Genomic DNA, 21,951 nt, shown 5'->3' with positions numbered 1-21,951 from the left:
CACTGATTCCACGACGAACATAACCAGACAGGAGACGACGTGCATTCCCTTCCTTTTCCGACGCCGCACCGTTGCATGACGGAGCCGCGCGCGCCCATCGACCTGCGCCGTGCCGCACGGGCACGGCGGCCGGGCCGCGCCTGAACCGGCCGATCACGAAGCGAGAGAGCTCATGACAATCCCAACCGATTCGATCCAGCACGCGGCATCGGGCACGTCCGGCACACGGACCGCGCGACATCGCCTGATCAACATCGACAACGGCGGCACGCTGACCGACATCTGCGTGATGGACGGCGACAACGTGATCCGCACGAAGACGCTGACCACGCCGCACGACCTGTCGCAATGCCTGTTCGACGGGCTGCGCAAGGCGTCCGTGGCGATCTACGGCAACGAAGACCTGGAGGCGCTGCTGTTGTCGACGGCCGCGATCCGCTATTCGACGACCCAGGGGACGAACGCACTCGTCGAGCGCAAGGGGCCGCGGCTCGGGCTCGTGGTCGGCGGGACGCTGTCGGCCGCGCAGGTGCGCGAAGCCGACGGCGCCGCCGACCTGTTCGACGCGGTGATCGGCAGCCGCGCAGTCACGCTGTCCGGCGCTTCGCCCGAAGCCGACGTGGTTCGCGCGGTCGGTGAACTCGCGGCGTCGGGGGCCAACCGGCTCGTGGTGGCGATCGGCGGCCCGGGCCGCGTCGAATTCGAACAGCGCCTGAAGCGCAAGCTGCTGCGCAGCTTTCCGCCGCACCTGCTCGGCGCGCTGCCGATCCTGTATGCACACGAAATTGCCGACGACGCGAGCGACGTGCGCCGCACGTGGACCGCACTGTTCAACGCGTTCCTGCATCCGGCGATGGAGCGCTTTCTCTACAGCGCCGAACAGAAGCTGCGCGATGCGCGCGCGCAGAGCCCGCTGCTCGTGTTCCGCAACGACGGCTATGCAGGGCGCGTCGCGAAGACGATCGCGCTGAAGACCTACAGTTCCGGCCCGCGCGGCGGGATGGAGGGCGCGCGCGTGCTGGCCCGGCACTACGGGCTGACGCATCTGCTGTCGATGGACATCGGCGGAACGACGACCGACATCGGCGTGGTCGACGAACGCGGCGTGCGCGCGGAACGGCACGGCAACGTCGAAGGCGTCGCGACGTCGTTCGCGTTGTGCGACGTGGTGAGTGCGGGCGTCGGCGGCAGCTCGATCATCCGCGTGGAAGGCGAACGCATCGCGGTAGGGCCGGAAAGTGTCGGCAGCGCGCCGGGGCCGGCCTGTTTCGGCCTGGGCGGCACGCAGGCGACGATCACCGATGCGTTCACGCTGTCGGGCCTGCTCGATCCCGCGTCGTTCTTCGGCGGCAAGCTGCAGCTCGACAAGGCGCGCGCCCGCCAGGCGATTCATGCGCATGTGGCCGATCCGCTGAAGATGGGCGACCTGGAAGCGCTCGCCGCGATGGAAGCCGCGTGGGTGAAGAAAGTCGCCGACAGCCTCACCGCCTATGCGTCGATCCGGCCCGACACGACGCTTGCCGCGTTCGGCGGCGCGGGGGCGCTCGTCGCGTGCCGCGTCGCGGAGGCGATCGGCGTGAAGCGGGTGTTGATTCCGGGGCTGGCGGCCGTGTTTTCCGCGTACGGAATCAGCTTTTCGGATGTCGGGCACAGCTTCTCGGCGCCGCTTGCCGAAGCGACCGACGGCGCACTCGCTGCCGCGATGGACACGCTGTTCACGCAGGCGTCGCGTGCGATGTTCGGTGAAGACGCGGCGATCGACGACTGCCGGTTGGTCTATACGGTCGAAGCGACCGACGCCAGCGGCCGGAGTAGCGAGCACGCGGTGACCGGCACGACGCTGCCGGCCGGGCTTGCAACGGATGCGACGCTGTCCGTGTCGCTGACCGCGATCAAGCGCATGCCGCAAGCGACGCTGGACGGCCGCTTCGGCGAGACCGGCCACCAGCCCGCCGTTGCGCACGGCACGCGGCGCGTCGTGGTCGATGGCCGCGAAGCCGAACTGCCGCTGTACCGCGTCGAGGATCAGCCGAAGGGCGTCGCGGTACGCGCGGCCGGCCCGGCGGTGCTCGAGGAAGCGTTCTTCACGGGGCGCATCGACGCCGGCTGGCATTTCGACATCAATTCCGCCGGAGACATCCTGCTCAGCAGCGGCACGGAGAACGAATAATGAAAGTCCTGATTACCGAAACCCTGCGCATCGATCTCGGCACGGAACAATGGGAATGCCGGCGCTGCGGTCATGCGCACGGCAGCGCGCGCGACAACTACAAGCGCGGCCTGCTCGTCCACGATCGCGATCCGCGCGAGATCCACAAGCCGCTGCTCGATCCGAACCGCTACGCGCGCACTTATTCGCCGGACCCGGACTGGTGCCGGATTCTCGAATACTACTGCCCGGAATGCGGCGTGCTCGTCGAAGCCGAATACCTGCCGCCCGGCCATCCGCCGCTGCACGACATCGATCTCGACATCGACGCGTTGAAGCTGCAATGGAAGGATCGCGAGGAGATGACGGAGCCCGCGCAGGCGCCCGATCTTGCACTCGAACGCGTGAAGCTGCAGCGCGCGCTGCATGCGGCCGCCCATCATCGCCACGCAGTCGGTGCCGGCACCGACGCGTCGTCCACTTGAGCCACGGGGAGATTCGATCATGAAACGTGTTTCCGTCGACATTGGCGGCACCTTCACCGATTGCTTCGTGGCATGGGGCGATCATTGCGTCGAGGGCAAGTCGCTCACGACGCACCACAATCTGGCGGTCGGCTTCAACGATTCGCTGGCCGACGCCTGCCGCCAGCTCGAACTGACGCCGACCCAGCTGCTGTCGGAAGTCGATTCGGTGCGCTACGCGACGACGCTCGGCACCAACGCGCTGATCGAGCGCAAGGGCCCGCGCGTCGGCCTGCTCGTCACGACGGGCTTCAAGCACACGGTGCCGCTGTCGCGTGCCCGCGGCTACGGGGAAGGGCTGTCCGAACACGAGCAGATGGACATTCCGAATGCGGCACGCCCGGAGCCACTGGTGGCGATTCCGCTGATCCGCGAGATTCGCGAGCGTGTCGACTACGTCGGCCAGGTGTTCTGGACGCTCGACGAGGACGACGTGCGCTTGCGCATCCGCGAGCTCGTCGACGCCGGTGCGCAGGCACTCGTCGTGATGTTCACGAACAGCGTCGTGAACCCGGTGCACGAACTGCGTGTGCGCGAGATCTTCCTCGAGGAGTACCCGGCGCACATGCTCGGCGCGATCCCGATGCTGCTGTCGCATCAGGTGGTCGGCCGCAAGGGCGAGTATTCGCGCGCGACGTCGTCGATCATCGACGCGTTCCTGCATCAGATCATGTACCACGGGCTCGGCACGCTGGAGCTGAACCTGCGCCAGCAGGGCTATACGAAGCCGATGCTCGTCAATCACAACTCGGGCGGGATGGCGCAACTCAACTCGACCGATGCGCTGCAGACCGTCCACTCGGGGCCGGTGTCGGGCATCGCCGCGAGCGAGTACCTGGCGGCGGCCGCCGAGCTGGGCAACGTCGTCGCGACCGACATGGGCGGCACGAGCTTCGACATCGGGATCGTCGTGCAGGGCGGGCAGAAGTTCTACGACTTCAACCCGGTGATCGACCGCTGGCTCGTCAGCGTGCCGATGGTGCACCTCGTCGCGCTGGGCGCGGGCGGCGGCTCGATCGCGCGCTACGAGCGGATGTACAAGACGGTCGAGATCGGCCCGCAGTCGGCCGGCTCCGATCCGGGGCCCGCGTGTTACGACCGGGGCGGCCAGCATCCGACCGTCACCGACGCCGACCTGCTGCTCGGCTATCTGGATCCGAAGAACTACGCGAACGGCCGCATTCCGCTGAATCCGCGCCGCGCGAAGCAGGCGATGCAGGACGACCTGTGCGACGTGCTCGATCTCGACGTGATCGAAACCGCCAAGCTGATCAAGAAGCAGGTCGACGCGTCGATGGCCAACGGCATCGCCACCGAATTGCGCACGCGCGGCTTCGAGCCGAAGGAATTCACGGTGCTCGCGTACGGCGGCAACGGGCCGCTGCATGCGTGCGGGATCGCGTCCGCGCTCGGGGTCGCGAAAGTGCTGGCGCCGCCGTATTCGTCGACGTTCTCCGCATGCGGTGCGGGGACGGTGAACCAGATGCATATCCACGAAATGAACACGTGGACGGTGCTGTTCAACCCGAACACGAAATCGTTCTTCCTGGATTTCGACGCGTTCAACCGCGGCGTCGAGGAACTCGAGCGGCGCGGGCGCGAGGATCTGGAGCGGCAGGGGATGGACCCGTCGCAAATCCGCTACCGGCTCGAACTCGACATGCGTTACGGCAACCAGCGCGTGCAGACGGCCGTCGTCACGCCGCTCTCGCGCCTGAAGACACAGCGCGACGTACTGACGCTGATGGAGCTGTTCCACGAGAGTTACGGCTCGCGCTTCGGGGACGGCTCGCAAAGCCCGGAAACCGGCGTGCGGATCAACACGCTGCGTGTTTGCGCGTACGTCGAACAGCCGTCGGTGAAGTTCGCGAAGCTCGCGGTCAGCGACAACCCGCTGCCGCCGCCGGAACCGGTCGGTTACCGCGAATGCCACTTCGTCGGGCACGACGGGCCGCAACGCACCGCCATCTACGACGACCGCGCCCGTGCCGAGCGCACGCAGATCGAAGGGCCGGCCGTCATCACGACCCGCGCGACGACGTTCCTCGTCGAGCCGAGCTGGATCTATCAGGCGACGGCCCAGGGCGGCGCGTGGTTCCTGCGCAAGTAAGCAAGGAGATCGACATGCAAAACGACATCAATGCGGAAGACCGGGCGCTGCTCGACAAGTTCATCGCCGACAACACGCTGTTTCTCGGCCCCGATCCCGAGATCATGCGCAATCACAGCATCCTGCCGCGCTCGAAGCTGGAGAACGAAGTGCTGGAGCGCGGCGTCGACCCGCACCAGGTCCACCATGTGCGCGGGCTGATCAACTCGGCGCTGTCCGAAGCGTTCACGATGGTGAACCAGATGGGCGCGGCGCCGGGCGCGAAGTGGGGCGATCTCGTCACCGCGATCTACACCGCGCAGGGCGACCTGTCGATGATCGCGCCGCACGGGATCATCGCATTCGCCGCGTGCTGCTTCTATCCGATCCGCTTCATCATCAAGAACTGGGTGAACGACCCGACGGTCGGCGTGAAGGACGGCGACGGTTTCATCCACAACGACGCACGCTACGGCGGCATCCACAACACCGACCAGTCGATGATGGTGCCGCTGTTCTACAAGGGCGAACTCGTGTGCTGGCTGTCGTCGACGATTCACGAGGGCGAAAACGGCTCGACCGAGCCGGGCGGGCTGCCGGCCAAGGCGGAGAGCAAGTACGACGAAGGCATCAAGATGCCGCCGTTCAAGATCGTCGAGAACTTCGAGCTGAAGCGCGACCTCGTCACGTTCCTGCAGAACTCGGTGCGCGACCCGCGCCTGCAGCTCGAGGACATGAAGGTGAAGCTGCACGCGGTGCTGCGCCTGCGCGAGCGGATCATCGCGCTGCTCGACCAGTATGGGCGCGACGCGCTGATCGGCACGTTGCGTACCCACCTGGAAGACGTCGAAACGGAGATGCGGCGCCGCATTCGCGAACTGCCCGACGGCACGACGCGCGTGCTGCAGTTCATGGATTCGAGCCTGCGCGAGAACGCGCTGCAGAAGATCTCGTGCGCGATCACCGTGAAGGGCGACCGGATGGTGATGGATTTCCGCGGCTCGGCGCCGCAGTTCATGAACCGTTCGGTCAATACCAACATCGCGTCGTTCAAGGCGGCGCTGTGCACGGGCCTGCTGCAGAACATCTGGCCCGACCTGCCGCATACGATGGCCGTGCTGTCGCCGATCGAGATCATCACCGATCGCAACTCGATCCTCGATGCGGAAGGCGAGATGCCGCAGGCGATGAGCCTGATGCCGCTGTTCAAGGGCTGCGTCGTGTGGACGATTCCGATGAACAAGCTGAGCTACAGCCTGCCGCATCGCTACTCGGCGGTGATCGCGTCGCAGTACGACCAGGCGGCGACGTTCATCTACGGCGGCCTGACGCAGCACGGCGACGTGACCGGCAACTTCTGCGCGGACATCAACGGCAACGGGCAGGGCGCGCGCAGCCACGCGGACGGCGAGCATTCGATTTCGCCCGTGTTCGGCTTCATGTGCGACACCGGCGAACACGAGATCGCGGAAGAGGACACGCCGATCATCCGCCTCGGTGCACAACGGCTCGCGAAGGACCGGATCGGCTGGGGCAAGTATCGCGGGGGGATGGGCTACGAGCAGATCGCGACCGCGCGCGGTTCCGGGCTGTGGGGCTTCATGACCGGCTGCGAGGGCTCGAAGTTTCCGTCGGCGCAGGGGTTGTTCGGCGGCTATTCGTGCCCGAGCTACCAGCTGATGAAGATCAAGGGCATCAACATCTTCAAGGTGCTCGAGGAGAACCCGAAGGCCGTCGACACGTTCGACATCGTCGAGCTGATGAACAAGCGGCCGATTCCGGGCGCGCAGTACAGCAGCCACGACATGGGCATGACGTTCGAGATCTGCAACGAGGGCGAGATCTACATGATCTGCCAGGGCTCGGGCGGCGGCTATGGCGACGTGCTCGAACGCGATCCGGCGCTCGTGATGAAGGACCTGCGCGAGGAGCTGATGTCGCACGAGAACGCGCGTGACATCTACAAGGTCGTCTACGACGAGGAGACGCTCGTCGTGGATGTCGAGGCAACGACGGAAGCGCGGGCGGCCGAACGGCTCGCACGGATTGCGCGCGGCAAGCCGTTCGACGCGTTCTGCGATGCCTGGGTGACGCCGGAGCCGCCCGCGACGCTGCCGTACTTCGGCAGCTGGAACGACCGCACCGAGATCTACGCGACGACGCTGGGCCAGCGCGTCCGGATGCCGGCGGACGCGATCCAGGGCGCCTTCATGCTCGATCCGAAGGATGTCCGCATCGCGGAACTGGAGGCGCAGCTGGCCGACAAGGCGGCGCAGGCATAAGCCGGCGCCACGGCCGAGGCGCGGCGGGCGAGAGCCGTCGCGCCGGACGCTTTTTTCTGCAGGACGGGCGGCGATCGCGTGATTGACGGCCACCCGGCCTCATGCTGAACTGGAAGGCATCATGTCTCGACTCATCGATACCGCTCGGGTGCGCCGGCCGCTCTGGCTGAATCACGCTGGCTACAGCGTGCCGTTGCTCGCGGGCGGCAGCGCGCCGTGGCTCGACAGTGCCGCGTGCGTCGCGTGGGCACGCCAGGCGCACGGGTTGCTCGGATCGGACGTGCTCACGTTGCCGCTGGCGGAGCTTGCCGCCGCATGGCTGACGCGCGACACGGCATTGCAGGACGCGATGGCTGCGAACACGAAGCGCGCGCATCTGCCGCTGAAGGCCTGTCTCGCGAGCACGCCGCTGCGCGAGCAGGCGGCCGCGCTGGCGGGCGCGTTGCGCGCGGCGTTGCCCGATGCGATCTTTGCACTCGTGCTGCCGTCTCCACGCGACTGGGCGGCTCGGGCGCTTGCATCGGCAGGCGGCTCGCCGCACGGCGAGGTCGACGAGGATGCCGCCGATGCGGCGGCGTCGAGCATCGCGGATTTCCTGCGGGCGTTCGCGACGGCGGGTGTCGATGCGGTACTGCTGCACGAGTCGCGTACCTGGGAGGCCGACGAAACCGCGCTGTGGCTCGAACTGTATCAACCTGTCGCGAACGTCGCGACGCATTACGGCTGGGACTGGGGCATGCAATGGCCGGCGGCCGTGACGCTTGCCGACGGCCAGGGGCCGGATTTCACGATCGCGCCGACGCGATGCGGGCCCGGCGCGGCCGGTATCGTCGTGCCGGACACGTTCTGGCAAGACGGCGCGCTGCCGGCGCCGGAACCCAAGGCGTTCGACGTGGCCGAGATTCCCGCTGCGGCACATCCGGAGACCGTTCTCGAACGGCTCGCGCTCTTACATGAAAGGCGATTGACATGGTGAACGAAGGCGAACTGCTGTGGACGCCCGGCGAGACGTCCGTGCGCGGCTCCCATCTTGCCCGCTATCTCGACTGGCTCGCGACCGATCGCGATCTGGCATTCGCGGACTACGACGCGCTATGGCGCTGGTCGGTGCGCGAGCCCGACGCGTTCTGGGCGTCGATCTGGCAATGGTACGGCGTGCAGTACGACGGCTCGGCGCGACGCGTGACGGACGGCGCGCCGATGCCGCATACGCGCTGGTTTCCGGATGCGCGCGTGAACTACGCGGAGCATGTGCTGCAGAACGCCGCGCATGCGGGTGCGGCGCCGGCCTTTCATTACGCTTCCGAAACGCGACCGCTGCAGACGATGTCGCTCGCCGAGCTCGCGAGCCAGGTGCGGCGCTTCGCGACGCGCCTGCGCGACCTCGGCGTGGTGCCGGGCGATCGCGTCGTCGCGTACCTGCCGAACGTGCCCGAGTGCGCGGTCGCGATGCTCGCGACGACCGCCATCGGCGCGATATGGTCGTCGGCTGCGATCGACTTCGGCGTGCGCACCGTCGTCGACCGCTTCCAGCAGATCGCGCCGAAGGTGCTGATCGCCGCCGACGGCTACCACTTCGGCGGCAAGGTATTCGATCGTCGGCGCGAGGTCGCCGAGATCGCGCGGTCGCTACCGTCTCTGCAGACGCTCGTCTGGCTGCCGAACGTGGCGGATGCGATGCCGGCCGATGCGACGTCGCTGCCGTGCGCGGTGCACGCATGGGACGCGTTGCTCGCCGGCCCCGACGTGCCGGCCGATACGTTCCGCTTCGAGCGTGTCGGCGCCGATCATCCGCTGTGGATCGTGTTCTCGTCGGGCACCACGGGCTTGCCGAAGGCGATCGTGCATGGTCATGCGGGCATCCTGGCCGAGCACCTGAAGTTGATGCATCTGCATGTGGACCTGCACCCGGGCGACGTGATGTTCTTCTACAGCACGACCGGCTGGATGATGTGGAATCTGCTGGTCGCCTCGCTGCTGACCGGTGCCTCCGCCGTGCTCTACGACGGCAGCCCGATGCACGGCGGCCCCGAGTGTCTGTGGCGGCTCGCGGCCGACGCCGGCGCCACCTGCTTCGGCGGCAGTCCGACCTTCGTGCAGATGATGGAGAAATCGGGCATCGAGCCCGGGCGGCAGTTCGACCTGTCGGCGCTCAGGAGTGTGCTGCTCTCCGGTGCGCCGAGCACGCCCGAGACGTTCGCATGGTTCTACCGTAACGTGAAGCAGGACTTGTGGGTCACGTCGCAATCGGGCGGCACCGAGCTGTGCAGCGGGCTGGTGGGCGCGGTGCCATCGCTGCCGGTGCGCGCGGGCGAGATCCAGGCGCGCATGCTCGGCATGGCGGTCGACGTGTGGAACGACGACGGTCAGCCGGTCGTCGACGAAGTGGGCGAGCTCGTCGTCACGCAGCCGGCCCCGTCGATGCCGATCTTCTTCTGGAACGACGACGGTGGCACGCGCTATCGCGAGTCGTACTTCGAAACTTTCCCCGGCGCATGGCGGCACGGCGACTTCATGCGCATCACGCGCGACGGCGGCTGCTACATCTACGGTCGAGCGGATTCGACGCTGAATCGATACGGTGTGCGAATCGGCTCGGCGGAGATCTATCGCGTCGTCGAGGAGATCGACGAGGTGGCTGACAGCCTGGTCGTGTGCTGCGAGTTGCCGGGCGGCGGTTTCTTCATGCCGCTGTTCGTGCGGCTGCGCAATGGCGAAACGCTCGATGACACGCTGCGTGCGCGCATCGCCGAGCGGCTGCGCACGCTATGCAGCCCGCGCCACGTGCCGGACACGATGGTCGCGATGGAGCAGATACCGTACACGCTGACGGGCAAGAAAATGGAGGTGCCGGTGCGCAAGATCCTGATGGGGCGGCCGGTCGAGCAGGCGGCGAGCCGCGACGCGATGGCCAATCCGGCCGCGCTCGATGCCTACGTCGCGTTTGCCGCCGAGGTGCCGAGATGAGCGCGACTGCCTCGCTTCCCGAAGCGGCCGCCGCGCCCGGCGACGACGACCCCGCAGCGCATGAATCGGCGGCATGCCTGCGGCCTTACTGCTGTAATCCGTTTGCAGCGTTCTCCGCGTTTTCCCGGGTGGGCGGGTGGACGCCGCCGCTGCCTGACACGCGTGCGGCACTGGATGGCGATGCCACGGCTTGAAGCTGCCGCGTGAATGCGGCAGGATGAACGACCCGACCCTTCACCCGGATGATCGTGACCGTTTCCCGAAATGCGATCCAGCGCAGCGTGCGTCATGACGGCGTGGACCTGCGCGAGCACAAGTTTTCGCCCCCTGCCGCGCGACGCGGCGCGATCGTGCGGCACGCGTTGCTCGAACGCGTGACGCGGCTCGGCGTGCCGCACGTCGTGATCCTGCATGCGCCGCTCGGCAGCGGCAAATCCACGCTGCTTCGGCAGATCATGGAGATCGGCACCGCGAAGCGCTGGACGATCGGCTGGCTGACGCTCGACGAGAACGACAACGATCCGCGCCGCTTCGAAACGTACTTCATCGCGCTGGTCACGCAGATGGTGGCGGACGCGGGCGGCCCCGCGCCCGAGCAGTCGCCGGCGACGACCGACAACATGATCGACTGGGTGCTCGATCGATTCGGGCAGATTCCCGGGCCGATCGGCTTGTGCATCGACGATCTCCAGTGGATCCGCGATCCCGCGATCCTGCGGTTCCTGCGCGACCTGTTGCGTGCGCTGCCGGGCCGCTGCCGGATCTATATCGGGTCGCGCAATTTGCCGGACATCGGCGTGAGCACGCTGCTGGTCGCCGAGGAGGCGCTGGTGCTGCGGATGGAGGACCTGCGTTTCTCGCCGGCGGAGTCGGTCGAATTCATGACCGCGTCGGACGACGAGGCGCTCGACGCGGAGATCGCGTCGTTCGTGCAGGCGCGCACCGAAGGCTGGCCGGCCGGGTTGCAACTGTTCAAGCTTGCGCTTGCGCGCGGCAATCCGTGGCACACGGTCGACGAGATGCGCGATTGCGGGCCGCTGGAGCTGGTGCGCTACCTGTCGGAAAACACGCTGTCGCTGCAGCCGCCGGACGCGCAGGTGTTCCTGCTGAAAACCTCGTTGCTGCGGCGCCTGAACGGATCGCTGTGCGCGGAGGTGACCGGCGCGCATCACGCAGACGCGGTGCTGCAGCGACTGGAGCAGGACGGCCTGTTTCTCGAGGCGCTCGACGGCAATCCGGGCTGGTACAGGTATCACAGCCTGTTTGCGCGCTTCCTGTCCGACCGTCTCGGCCAGGACGATCCCGATGGCGTGCTCGACGTGCACCGGCGCGCGGCGCACTGGTACGTGCGCCATGGCGTGCCCGAGGAGGCGATGTATCACGCGGTCGAGGCGCGCGAGTACGCGCTTGCGGTGCGCACGCTCGACGAATGGGCGTCGCGGCTGATCGCGGGCGCGGAACTGGCCACGGTGGCGTACTGGTTCGACCGGCTGCCGTTGAACGAGGTGCTCGGCAACCGCAGTCTCGCGATCAAGGTGGCGTGGGCGCTCGTGTTCCTGCGTCGCGGAAGCCCGACGCATCCGCTGCTGTCGTATCTCGACGAGACGCGCGCTCGCGAACATGACGGCGCCGCGCACAATCCGGACGTCGTGCTGGCGATGGCGACGATGTTCAACAACGACCTGCGCGGCGCCGCGCGTCTCGCGAACATCCCGGTGCTGCATCAGCCGGCGCGCGACATCTTCGAGGCGTTCGAACTGGGCGCCGCAGCCAACCTGCTGACGTTCAGCGCGATGGCGACGTGGAACGAGGAAGACATCCACCACATGCTCGTGCTGGCGAACAGCCACAACGATCATGCGCAGGCCGCGTTCAGCCAGGGCTACACGCTCGCGCTGCGCTGCATCCTGCAGGTCACCAGCGGGCAGCCGAGGCTCGCGACCGAAGCGCCGCGCGCGACGTCGGGCACCCGGCCGTGGCCCTACGTGAATCGCGGCATGGCGGCGGTGGCGCTTGCGGCATCGCGGATCTGGGCGTGCTATGAAGCCGATGCGCTCGATATCGGGGAACGGCTCGCGACCCAGTTCGAGGACGAGATCGCGCTGGCGGCGGTGCCGGAATTCATCGCGCTGTCGATGGTTTCGATCGCGCGCATCCACGCGGCCCGCGGGCGGCTGATCCAGGCACGCGACACGCTCGACACGCTCGAGCGCCTGAGCTTTCAGAGCCAGTGGTCGGGCGTGCGCGAGATGATCGCGTGGGAGCGGCTTTACTTTGCCGGGCGCAGCGGCGATGCGGCGCGGGTCGATGCGCTGCTGCCGCACGTGACGGACGACGCGTCGCCGTCGGACCCCGTGTGGATTCCGATCACCGAGATGCTGAGCGGACGGCTGCTGGGCCGGATCCGGCTCGCGCTGTTCCGGCAGCAACTCGACCGGGCCGGCGAGTTGCTGAAAGCCGCGCTGGCGATCACGCCGGCCCGGCCGCTGCTGTCGGTCAAGCTGCACGTGCTGCAGGCGCTGGTGCAGCATCGGCAGGGGCATACGCGGCTCGCGCTGCGAACGCTGCAGGGCGTACGCGAAACGGCGAGCGCCGGTGGCTGCCGGCGCGCGCTGCTCGACGAAGGCGCCGAACTGATCGCGTTGCTCGATCAGGCGCCCGACGCGGAGATGCCGCATACGGCGCAGGCATCGGAACAACGTGTCCATACGGCGGCGTGGTACGGCGCTTTGTCGCAGCGCGAACAGGAAATCCTGCGGCTGCTGTGCAGCGGCGCATCGAATCGCGAGATTTCGGAGAAGCTGTTCCTTTCCGAAAACACCGTGAAGTTTCATCTGAAGAACGTGTACCTGAAGCTGGACGTCAAGAATCGCGCGCAGGCGATTCTCAAGGCGCAACTCGACTTGCGGTGATGCAATGCGAAGAGGACGGCCGCGCGGGTTGCGTGGCCGTCCTCTTCGGTACGTCAGCTCGGGCTATCGCGGCACGAGAGGGTGCGGCGGAAGAGGCCGGCTTGGGCCGACCAGCGGCATGTTGCGCCGGCAGGCAGCCCGCGTCGCGGCGGGTAACCGACGCGTCGCGTTACGCCCCCAGATGCTTCTTGAAGAACGGCACCAGTTGCTCCAGCGCCTGGCCGGTCGGCGCGGGCTGGTCGTACAGGTCGTAGTGAGTGGCGCCGGGCACGATCTGCAGCGTCTTCTCGCTCGACCGCGCGCGGTTGTACAGGTCGAAGCCGTCGCGGTACGAACCGAACGCGCCCGGCTCGCCGCCGCCGATGACGATATGCAGCGGCTGCGTCAGCAGGTGCTCGGCCAGGTGGAACGCATCCCAGCCGACTGCCGGCGCGAGGCTCGAGAAACGCAGCTGGTTGGGCGAACCCGGCTGCTGGCCGCGCGGCGTCGTGTAGTACTCGACCGCCTCGACGATGTCCACGTTGGTCAGGCCGGCCTGCTCGAGCGCCGCCCTGGAGGTCGGGATGTAGGTGGTCAGCAGCGGTTCGGCGCCGCGTGCTTCCGCCGTACGCTGGCTGGCGATCGCGTCCAGCGCTTTCAGCGCCGAATCCGGCGTCAGGTCGCCTTCACGCATGATGCGGCCGTAGTTGGCTGCGACCACCGTGGCCACCGCCTTGAAACGGCGCTCGGTCATTGCGGCATTGACCGCATAACCGCCGCCGCCGCACACGCCCAGCACGCCGATGCGCTTCTCGTCCACGAAGGGGAGCGTGACCAGGTAGTCCACCGCGCAGCGGAAGTCTTCCACGCGCAGCGTCGGATCTTCGCTGAAGCGCGGCTCGCCGCCGCTCGCGCCCTGGGTCGATGCGTCGAAGGCCAGCGTGATGAAACCCTGCTCGGCGAGCTGTTCGCCGTAGATGCGGCCCGAGGTCTGCTCCTTGCAGCTGCTGATCGGGTGCGCGCAGACGATCGCCGGGTAGGTCTTCGTTTCGTCGAAGTCCTTCGGGAAGCGAAGGTCGGCGGCCACGTCCCACGTGCGGTTCTTGAAGGTCACGGATTTCATGATGAGGTCCTGTCGTGTGCGCGTGGCCGGTCGGGCCCTGCGCGATGAGTGGATCGGGACACGTTTCCCGGTGAGCGAGCCGAACGCCGGCATGCTGCCTGGGAGGGCGTACCGTTGGTGCTCGCGGTAAGGAACACTTTAGACCTTGACAGGCTCGGTGATAATCCAGAAAAATCTTGATGCAGTTATTAGTGGAGCTTCTGAATGAACGGCAGCAACCTCAAGGACCTGACGGCCTTCCTGCTGGTCGCCGAAGAAGGCAGCTTCACGCGCGCGGCCGCGCGCCTGGGCATCTCGCAGTCGGCGCTCAGCCAGGTCATCCGCGCGCTCGAGACGCGGCTCGGCCTGCAACTGTTCGCGCGCACCACGCGCAGCGTTTCGCTGACCGCGGCAGGCAGCCGGTTGCTGGAGCTGATCGGCCCGGCGATGGGCGAGATCGATTCGGGCCTCGACGAAATCACCCACCTGCGCGACAAGCCTGCCGGGACGATCCGCCTCAATGCCGACGAATATGCGGTGCAGCATGTCCTGCAGCCGGCCGTGACGCGGCTCCTGCCCGCGTACCCCGACATCCGCGTCGAACTCAATATCGACTACGGGCTGACCGACATCGTCAGCGGCCGCTACGACGCGGGCGTGCGGCGCGGCGGGCTCGTGGCCAAGGACATGATCGCCGTGCAGATCAGCCCGCCACATCCGATGTCGGTCGTCGGGGCGCCGGCGTATTTCGCCAACCGGCCGGCGCCGAAACTCCCGCGCGACCTGACCGACCATCTCTGCATCAACCTTCGCCTGCCGACGCACGGCGAGTATTTCCCGTGGGTGTTCGCGAAAGCGGGCAAGGAGCAGCGCGTGAAGGTCGACGGCCAGCTGGTCGGCAACAGCATCGGGTCGGCGCGCGATGCCGCGCTGAGCGGGCTTGGCCTGGCGCACCTGCCGCATGCGTTCGTCGCCGATCAGCTGGCGTCGGGGCAACTGGTCGAAGCGCTGTCGGGCTGGCGCAAGACCTACGAGCCGTACTACCTCTACTACCCGAGCCGCCGTCATGCGTCCCCCGCGTTTTCGCTGGTGGTCGACGCGCTGCGCTACCGCGGATAGGCCCCGTCGCCGTGCCGGCGGCGCGGGCGGGCCCTGCGCCGGTCATCGAGTGGCCGGCGTGGTTCGATCGCGATCCGGCCCGATTGGTCGGCATGGCGTCCGGGCGCGTGCCGGTACTGTAGCGGCGCGTCCGGAACCGGCGCACCGTCTCTTGTCTGAACGTTCCGCGGGCCGGAAGCGAATCGGCCGCGATAGCCGATTCCGTTGTACGGAAACCGCCGCGCTCCGGAATTGACCGCTCGACGGCATGGCCGCACGCTGCACGTGAACTGATGACGCGCCCCCGATCGTGCCGATTCCCATCGGCGTCCGGGCGGACGCACGCAGCGAAACCATCGCCAATACGGAGACAAGTGATGCCCCGTTCCCCCCGCGCACGGCCGAATCGTCGTGTCGATTTCGATGTGCACGCCGACGATCGCGCCGGATTGCATCGCGACGCTTCCCGACCCGCCGACGAGTAATGCCGATGCCGCTCGATCCGCAAATTGCCGCGATTCTGAAGACCCTCGAAGCCGCGCCGCCGATGGAGAGTCTGTCCGTCGACGCGCTCAGGAACAGCCTCGCGTACCCGCCGCTGGAGCGGCGCACCGTCGTCGGCGAGGTCGTCGATTTCGACCTGGCGCTCGAAGGGCGCGTGCTCGCGGCGCGCCTGTACCGGCCGAAGGTTGCGCACAGCAATGGCGTCACCGTGTTCTTTCATGGCGGCGGCTTCGTGATCGGCAATCTCGACACGCACGATCACGTGTGTCGCGATCTCTGCGCGGAAAGCGGGGCCGCCGTGATTGCCGTCGACTATCGGCTGGCGCCGGAACACCCGTTTCCGGCCGCCGTCGACGATTGCTTCGATGCCGTGTGCCGGATCGCGCAACAAGCCGACACGCTGTCGTTCGACCCGTCGCGCATCGTCGTGGCCGGCGATAGCGCCGGTGGCAACCTGGCCGCGGTGACCGCGCTGAGGATCCGCGACGAGGGCGGCCCGCCGTTGCGCGCGCAGGTGCTCGTGTATCCGGTGACCGACTATCACACGCCGCCGACCCGTTCGTACATCGAGAACCAGTCCGGCTATTCGCTGACGCGCGCGGCGATGATCCGGTTCTGGAACGACTACGTCGCGAACGAACGGCAGGCGCTGGATCCGCATGCGTGCCCGCTGCGCGCGAAATCGCTGGCGGGCCTGCCGCGTGCGCTGGTGATCACGGCCGGGTTCGACCCGCTGCGCGACGAAGGCGAAGCCTATGCCAATCGCCTGTTCGATGCCGGCGTGCCGGTCACGTTCTGGCGTTACGACGACATGATTCACGGCTTCTTCCGGATGGGGCCGGCCTGTGCGGCTGCTCAGGAAGGGTTGCTGCGCGTGGCGGCGTGGATCCGCGACGTGATGGCGCGCTGACGAACGATAAAGCGTCGTGGCGCGGTCGCGTCATGACTTGTTGGACAAACGGATTCGGAGTGCGAATGGAAACAGAACGATCTATCGGATTTCTCGGCCTCGGTCAGATGGGCGGCCCGATGGCCGAGCGCTTGCTCGGCCACGCGTTTCGCCTGCATGTGTACGATCCGTCGCCGGCGGCGCTCGCGCCGTTCATCGAAGGCGGCGCCGTCGTCCACGATTCGCCGCGCGCGGTCGCCGATGCGGCCGGCATCGTGTTCGCGTGCCTGCCGAACCGGGACGTGTCGCTGGCGGTCGGCCTGGGGCCGGACGGCGTCGTGCACGGATCGGCGATCCGTATCTACGTGGAGATGTCGACGATCGGTCAGGACCTGATCGAGCGGATCGGCGACGCGCTCGCGCAGAAGGGAATCGGTATCGTCGATGCGCCGATCTCCGGCGGCGCGCCGGCCGCACGCGCCGGTACGCTCGCGATGCTCGCGGCCGGCGCACCGGCGCTCGTCGAGCAGGTGTCGCCGCTGCTGTCGCTGATCGGCAAGGACGTGTTCGTGATGGGCGAGCGTGCCGGCATGGCGCAGGTCATGAAGATCGTGAACAACATCATCATGGCGACCAATCTCGTCGTGTGCTCGGAGGGGCTGGCAATGGGCGCGAAGGCCGGTCTCGATCCCGACATGATGATGCGGTTGCTCGACGCCGGAACGGCGCAGAGCTTCGCGTGTTCGAAGATGCTGAGCCGGGCCGTGGCGGGGCGATTCGACTACGGTGCGGCGGTCGCGATCATCGACAAGGACATGTCGCTCGGATTCGACGCGGCGCGTTTGCTGGACATCGCGGCGCCGACGATCGAACGGGCGCGCGACGTCTGGCACGCGGCCTATGAAGCAGGGCGCGGCAGGGACGATTTCACGTCGATCCTGACGTTCGTCGCGGAGCAGGGCGGCACGCAGGTGCGCGGCGGGCGCGCGCCCGGGTGACGCGTTTCGAACCGCACCGGTGCGCCGCGGGCGCGATCACGGTTCGTAGCGAACGTCGCGCAGCTCGTGTTCGAGATCGAGCGCGGCCTGCTTGAGCGCCGGCACGATGCGCTGCCTGATGGCGTCGATGTCGGCACGGGCCTTGATCGCGCCGCAGCTCAGCGACATCGGCGTGGCCGTATCGCCGACGCTGACCGGCAACGCGATGCCGTACGCGTTGCGCTGGAATTCACCGTACGACATGCACACGCCGTTCTCGCGCAAATCCCCGAACGCGTGGTCGATGCCGGTGCGTATCGCATCGCGCTGCGCTCCGGCGGCCTCCAGCAGCCGCGCGACATATTCCTGCCGCAGAGGGTCGGGCAACCCCCATAGCCACGCGCGCCCGATCGCCGTCAGGCCCATCGGCAGCAACGAGCCGACGCCGAGCCGCAGCGTCGCGATGCCGGAACTCGTGCGATGCGCGATGTACAGCATGTCGAGGCCATCGGCCGTCGCGAGTGCGACGGACACATCGAGCCGGTCGGCGAGTTGCTGCATCAGCGGCTGCGCGAGCCGCGTGACGGGATTGGTTTCGAGGTACGCATGGCCGATGCCGAAGACGCCCGTCGCCAGTTCGAAGCGCGTGCCGCCCGCGACACGGCGGATATAGCCGAGCTGAATCAGCGTCGACGTGAGGCGGGACACCGCCGACCGGGACATCCCGGTGCGCTGCGCGAGTTCGCCGTTGGTCAGCGGCGCGCGTTCGGCATGAAACGCGCGCAGCAGCTGAAGGCCGCGGTCGAGCGTGAGTGTGACCTGCGCGGGTTCGGGCGTCGCGGTTTCGGCATGATTCGACGGATTCGTCATCGTGCTCCCGCGCCCTCAGCCCTGGCGCGGCACGCGATTGCGCAGCGTCTGCGCAATCGCGACGAGTCGCGGCCCGAGTTCCCGCTCGATCCGCGCCTGCGCGAGGCGCGCGGTGCGGCCGACGCAGCCGAGCACCAGCGGCGGGCGATCGGGCAGCACCAGCGGCGCCGCGACGCACGCGAGTTCCTCTTCCCATTCGCCGTGCAGCATGCCGAAGCCGAGTTCGCGCACCTGCGCGATTTTTTCGTGCATCCGGCGCCCGATGGTCGGCCAGTTGTCGTCGGGCCGCCGTTCGAGTTCGCTCAGCAGATAGCTGCGCTCCGACTCCGGCAGCACGGCAAGCAGCGACCAGCCCATCAGCGAATACGCGATATGCATGCGCATGCCGGGCTGCAACTGCAGGTTGAGCACGACGCGGCTGCCGATCTGGACGTCGAGGATCAGGATGTCGGACCGGTCGCGCGTGCCGAGCAGCACGCAGGTATCGGTCGCCTCGGCGAACTTGCGCATCTCGATGCCGGCGACCCGCTGCAGGTCGGGATCGGAAACGGCCGCGTAGCCGAGCGCCAGCGAGGCGGCGGCCAGCGAATACTTGCGGCTCGCTTTGTCGTGATGCAGGTAGCCGAGCGCGACGAGCGAGCGCAGCAACCGCAGCACGGTCGGCGCCGGAATGCCGGTGGCGTGCGCGATTTCCAGGTTGCCGAGCCACGCATGTTCCGGGCCGAACACCGACAGGATCGACAGCCCGCGCGCGAGGGGCGTCACCATCGTGCTGCTCGGCGCGCGTTCGCCGCGCGGTGGCTTCGGCCACGCGGTGTCGACGCCGTGCGGGCCGTTGCCGGACCTCGCATCGACGTGCGTCGGCATGGATCTGCCGGGTTGCATGAGTGTCTCCGTCGGTTCGTTCGATCGCGGGCCGCGTGCGGGCCCGTTGCGCGTTGCTGGTCGAATCGTACTACCATCGCGCCGATCGTGACGCTGGGGCGAGCCCGGAGGCGGGCCCGGCGCGTCAGCGCGCCGATCGCGCGACGAGGTCGCGGAGCCGCTCGCACACGAATTCGAGGCCGTCGCGGCTGCCGGGCAGCACGCCAATCATCATCAGAAAGCCGTGCATCTGCCCCGGCGCACGGCGATGATGAACCGGCACGCCGGCCTGTTCGAGGCGCTGCGCATATGCCTCTCCTTCGTCGCGCAACACGTCGTGCTCGGCGGTCACGACGATCGCTTCCGGCAGGCCGGACAGGTCGGTTTCCCGCAGCGGCGACGCGAGGCTCGAATGTCGGGCTGCGTCGCCTGGCGCATAGTGATTCCAGTACCACATCATCGCGTCGCGCGTGGTCAGCAGCTGGTTCTCGGCGGCGACGTACGAAGGCCGGTCGAACGCGCAATCGGTCACCGGATAGACGAGCAACTGGCCGGCGAACGACATCGTTCCCTCGCGGCGGGCGAGCAGCGTCGCCGCGATCGCGAGGTTGGCGCCCGCGCTGTCTCCTCCGACGAATACCGGCAGTTCGGCGCCGAGCAGCGCGACCCGTTGCGAAGCGAGCCACTGCGCAGCCTGCCAGGCGTCGTGCACCGGCCCCGGGAATGGATGCTCCGGCGCCTTCCGGTATTCGACGAGCGCAACAGCAACACCCGCGCCGGCGGCGATTTCCCGGCACAGCGGCGTGAACGCGTCGATTCCGCCGACGACCCAGCCGCCGCCGTGGAAGTAGACGAGCAACGCCTGCGGGCGCCCGTCCGGCACGAACAGCCGCGCGCGGAGCGTGCCGCCGTCGACCGGGATGTCGATCGCGGTGGTGGCGTGCACGTCGGCGCCGGGCGACAGGATCGTGCCGATGCGGGCAAACGCCGTGCGCGCTTCGTCCGGCGTCATCAGGTGACGCGGCTTCGATGGCGTTGCGGCGAGCTTGTCCATGAACGCCTGGGTGGCGGCGTCGAGACTCATGATGGCGACCTGCGGGCGGCCAGGCGAAGCGGGGCGCCGGGCGAGGCGGTCGAGCGGTCCATGGGGTGTCTCCGTGATGGGGTGATATCAGGTGGGCGATTTCGCCGATGTGCGTCGCGCCGAGTCGTGCCGCGCCGCGCTGCCGGCGCGACGCGGGCGATCCGGCCTACTGCGGCGGCTGCAGTGCGCCGAGCACGGCGTCCACGCCGCCGAACAGGTTCCAGCCGAAGGTGGCGGTGGCGCCGGCATCGACGACGAGGTTGGTGCCGGTGATCGCGGAGGCCGCGTCGGACAACAGGAACGCGATCGGTCCGGCCAGTTCGCCGGGCGTGATGACGCGGCCGAGCGCGGTTTGCCGCGCCATCACGGCGGGATCGCGTTCGCCGCGTGCGTAGCTGGCCTCGATCACGGGCGTGCGGACGGGCCCCGGCGACACGGCGTTCACGCGCACGCCCTGCCGGCCGAGATAGACGGCAAGCGAACCCGCGAGATTGATCATCGCGGCCTTCGACGGGCCGTAGGCGAGATGGGGCGTCGGGACCATCCCGGCGAGCGACGACAGCATCACGATGCTGCCGCGCCCACGCGACGCCATGCGCAGTCCGACCGCACGGCAGACCGCATAGGCGCCGCGCGCGTTGATGTCCAGGATGTGGTCCCAGACCGGCAGGTCGGCCTGCAGCGGGCCTTGCGCGGGCGGGATCACGCCGGCCGCGAACACGAGCGCGTCGATGTCGCCGCAGTCGCGTTCGATGGTGTCGATGCACGGCTCGATGCCGTCGACCTCACCGACGTCGAGCCCGTACGCGCGGCCGCCCGTTTCGGCCGCCACGCGTTCGGCGGCCTGCGCGTCGCGGTCGACCACGATCGGGTTCCACGTCGCCGAGAGCGCCGCACAGCAGGCCGCGCCGATGCCGCCGGCGCCGCCCACCACGAGCACGTTTTTGCGCAATTCCATGTCTGTCTCCTTTGATGTTGTATGTGCCGCGGCCACGCTGCCGCGCGCTGCGACGTGTCAGTCCAGGCCGGCTTCCGCACGTACGGCGAACACTGGATCGTCCGGACCGCGACGGCCAAGCGTCCAGGCCGGGTTGAGCACGTTGTCGGCCGGATCGACGAGGTGCGACTGGATGGCGTCGAAGACGGTGCGCCGCCGTGCGATCCGCCATTCGCCGTCACGTTTCTCGAAGCGGTCGACGTAGCGGCCGAAAACCTCGACCCGGCTGTTGTGCGTGCTGCCGGCGTGTTTCGCGTCGAGCATCGAGCGGTGTTCGCTGGCTTGCGGCGCGATTTCCAGCCGCGCGAAGAAATACGTCTCGACCGCGGCGACGCGGTCGGATGCGAGTTCCACGAGGCAGTTGCCGAGAAAGTGGGTGGAGGTCAGCAGGCCGGGCGCATCGTGCCGCTCGCGCACCCACGCGATGAACGCATCACGCGTGCCCTTGAAATCCGCGTGGTCGTCTTCGCCGTCCTCGAAGAAGGCGGCGCGCACGAGCGCCCAGTCGCGACGGTCGACGCCGCGTGCGTAACGCAGCATCACGTCGCGGATCAGGTCCTTGTCGATCAGTCGTTGCATGGCGTCGGACACGGCATGAGTCTCCTTGTGTTTGATGGCATCAACGATGAAGAGCCGGTCCGTATCGCGTCAACGCGCATCGCGC

At 67.9% G+C, this 21,951-nt stretch carries 16 protein-coding genes; 10 read left to right on the top strand and 6 right to left on the bottom strand.

Annotated features, from left to right (window positions below; genetic code table 11):
- The first annotated feature begins 172 nt into the window (after window positions 1-172).
- The 7 genes from G3N99_RS01630 to G3N99_RS42335 all read left to right on the top strand — a co-directional run bounded on the left by G3N99_RS01630 (window position 173) and on the right by G3N99_RS42335 (window position 12,923).
- Entirely contained in the window at window positions 173-2,170 is a 1,998-nt protein-coding gene (locus G3N99_RS01630) for a hydantoinase/oxoprolinase family protein (RefSeq protein ID WP_206121455.1), read from the top strand.
- A complete protein-coding gene (locus G3N99_RS01625) occupies window positions 2,170-2,634 on the top strand; it encodes an acetone carboxylase subunit gamma (RefSeq protein WP_011354810.1) in 465 nt (154 codons plus the stop codon). The genes G3N99_RS01630 and G3N99_RS01625 overlap by 1 nt, the downstream gene beginning before the upstream one ends.
- Window positions 2,635-2,653: 19 nt before the next feature.
- Window positions 2,654-4,783: a hydantoinase/oxoprolinase family protein gene (locus G3N99_RS01620; RefSeq protein ID WP_206121454.1), complete on the top strand. Its 2,130-nt coding sequence runs from the start codon at window positions 2,654-2,656 to the stop codon at window positions 4,781-4,783.
- Window positions 4,784-4,797: 14 nt separating this feature from the next.
- Window positions 4,798-7,044 (top strand): hydantoinase B/oxoprolinase family protein, encoded by a 2,247-nt coding sequence (locus G3N99_RS01615; RefSeq protein ID WP_206121453.1) that lies wholly within the window; start codon window positions 4,798-4,800, stop codon window positions 7,042-7,044.
- Window positions 7,045-7,165: 121 nt separating this feature from the next.
- Window positions 7,166-8,020 carry a hypothetical protein gene (locus G3N99_RS01610; RefSeq protein ID WP_206121452.1) on the top strand — a complete coding sequence of 285 codons (855 nt, stop codon included), beginning with the start codon at window positions 7,166-7,168 and terminating at the stop codon, window positions 8,018-8,020.
- Window positions 8,014-10,011, top strand: coding sequence for an acetoacetate--CoA ligase (locus G3N99_RS01605; RefSeq protein WP_206121451.1), 1,998 nt, complete (start codon window positions 8,014-8,016; stop codon window positions 10,009-10,011). The genes G3N99_RS01610 and G3N99_RS01605 overlap by 7 nt, the downstream gene beginning before the upstream one ends.
- A 242-nt stretch (window positions 10,012-10,253) precedes the next feature.
- Window positions 10,254-12,923, top strand: a complete 2,670-nt coding sequence (locus tag G3N99_RS42335; RefSeq protein ID WP_206121450.1) for a LuxR C-terminal-related transcriptional regulator — start codon at window positions 10,254-10,256, stop codon at window positions 12,921-12,923.
- A gap of 169 nt (window positions 12,924-13,092) precedes the next feature.
- Here G3N99_RS42335 and G3N99_RS01595 read toward each other — a convergent pair whose 3' ends face one another.
- Entirely contained in the window at window positions 13,093-14,118 is a 1,026-nt protein-coding gene (locus G3N99_RS01595) for an alpha/beta hydrolase (RefSeq protein WP_277396309.1), read from the bottom strand.
- A 111-nt stretch (window positions 14,119-14,229) separates the two neighbouring features.
- Between G3N99_RS01595 and G3N99_RS01590 the strand changes: the two genes are divergently transcribed.
- The 3 genes from G3N99_RS01590 (at window position 14,230) to G3N99_RS01580 (ending at window position 17,493) form a co-directional block, all read left to right on the top strand.
- Window positions 14,230-15,123, top strand: a complete 894-nt coding sequence (locus G3N99_RS01590) for a LysR family transcriptional regulator (RefSeq protein ID WP_206121448.1) — start codon at window positions 14,230-14,232, stop codon at window positions 15,121-15,123.
- Between the two features lie 469 nt (window positions 15,124-15,592).
- On the top strand, window positions 15,593-16,516 hold the full coding sequence (locus tag G3N99_RS01585) for an alpha/beta hydrolase (protein ID WP_241011406.1): 924 nt from the start codon (window positions 15,593-15,595) through the stop codon (window positions 16,514-16,516).
- A 65-nt stretch (window positions 16,517-16,581) separates the two neighbouring features.
- Window positions 16,582-17,493, top strand: coding sequence for an NAD(P)-dependent oxidoreductase (locus G3N99_RS01580; protein WP_206121446.1), 912 nt, complete (start codon window positions 16,582-16,584; stop codon window positions 17,491-17,493).
- A 36-nt stretch (window positions 17,494-17,529) separates the two neighbouring features.
- Here G3N99_RS01580 and G3N99_RS01575 read toward each other — a convergent pair whose 3' ends face one another.
- The 5 genes from G3N99_RS01575 to G3N99_RS01555 all read right to left on the bottom strand — a co-directional run bounded on the left by G3N99_RS01575 (window position 17,530) and on the right by G3N99_RS01555 (window position 21,878).
- Window positions 17,530-18,342 carry an IclR family transcriptional regulator gene (locus G3N99_RS01575; RefSeq protein ID WP_206121445.1) on the bottom strand — a complete coding sequence of 271 codons (813 nt, stop codon included), beginning with the start codon at window positions 18,340-18,342 and terminating at the stop codon, window positions 17,530-17,532.
- 15 nt (window positions 18,343-18,357) lie between these two features.
- On the bottom strand, window positions 18,358-19,227 hold the full coding sequence (locus G3N99_RS01570) for an IclR family transcriptional regulator (protein ID WP_174937578.1): 870 nt from the start codon (window positions 19,225-19,227) through the stop codon (window positions 18,358-18,360).
- 124 nt (window positions 19,228-19,351) lie between these two features.
- Window positions 19,352-20,290: an alpha/beta hydrolase gene (locus G3N99_RS01565; RefSeq protein WP_206121444.1), complete on the bottom strand. Its 939-nt coding sequence runs from the start codon at window positions 20,288-20,290 to the stop codon at window positions 19,352-19,354.
- 166 nt (window positions 20,291-20,456) lie between these two features.
- Window positions 20,457-21,248 (bottom strand): SDR family oxidoreductase, encoded by a 792-nt coding sequence (locus tag G3N99_RS01560; protein WP_206121443.1) that lies wholly within the window; start codon window positions 21,246-21,248, stop codon window positions 20,457-20,459.
- Window positions 21,249-21,305: 57 nt separating this feature from the next.
- Window positions 21,306-21,878, bottom strand: coding sequence for a nuclear transport factor 2 family protein (locus tag G3N99_RS01555; RefSeq protein WP_174937571.1), 573 nt, complete (start codon window positions 21,876-21,878; stop codon window positions 21,306-21,308).
- Window positions 21,879-21,951 lie beyond the last annotated feature (73 nt).

Source organism: Burkholderia sp. Ac-20392 (genome assembly GCF_017104585.1).
GTDB lineage: Bacteria > Pseudomonadota > Gammaproteobacteria > Burkholderiales > Burkholderiaceae > Burkholderia > Burkholderia lata.
The sequence above is the reverse complement of the archived record's forward strand: the minus strand, read 5'-3'. Positions and strand labels throughout refer to the sequence as shown.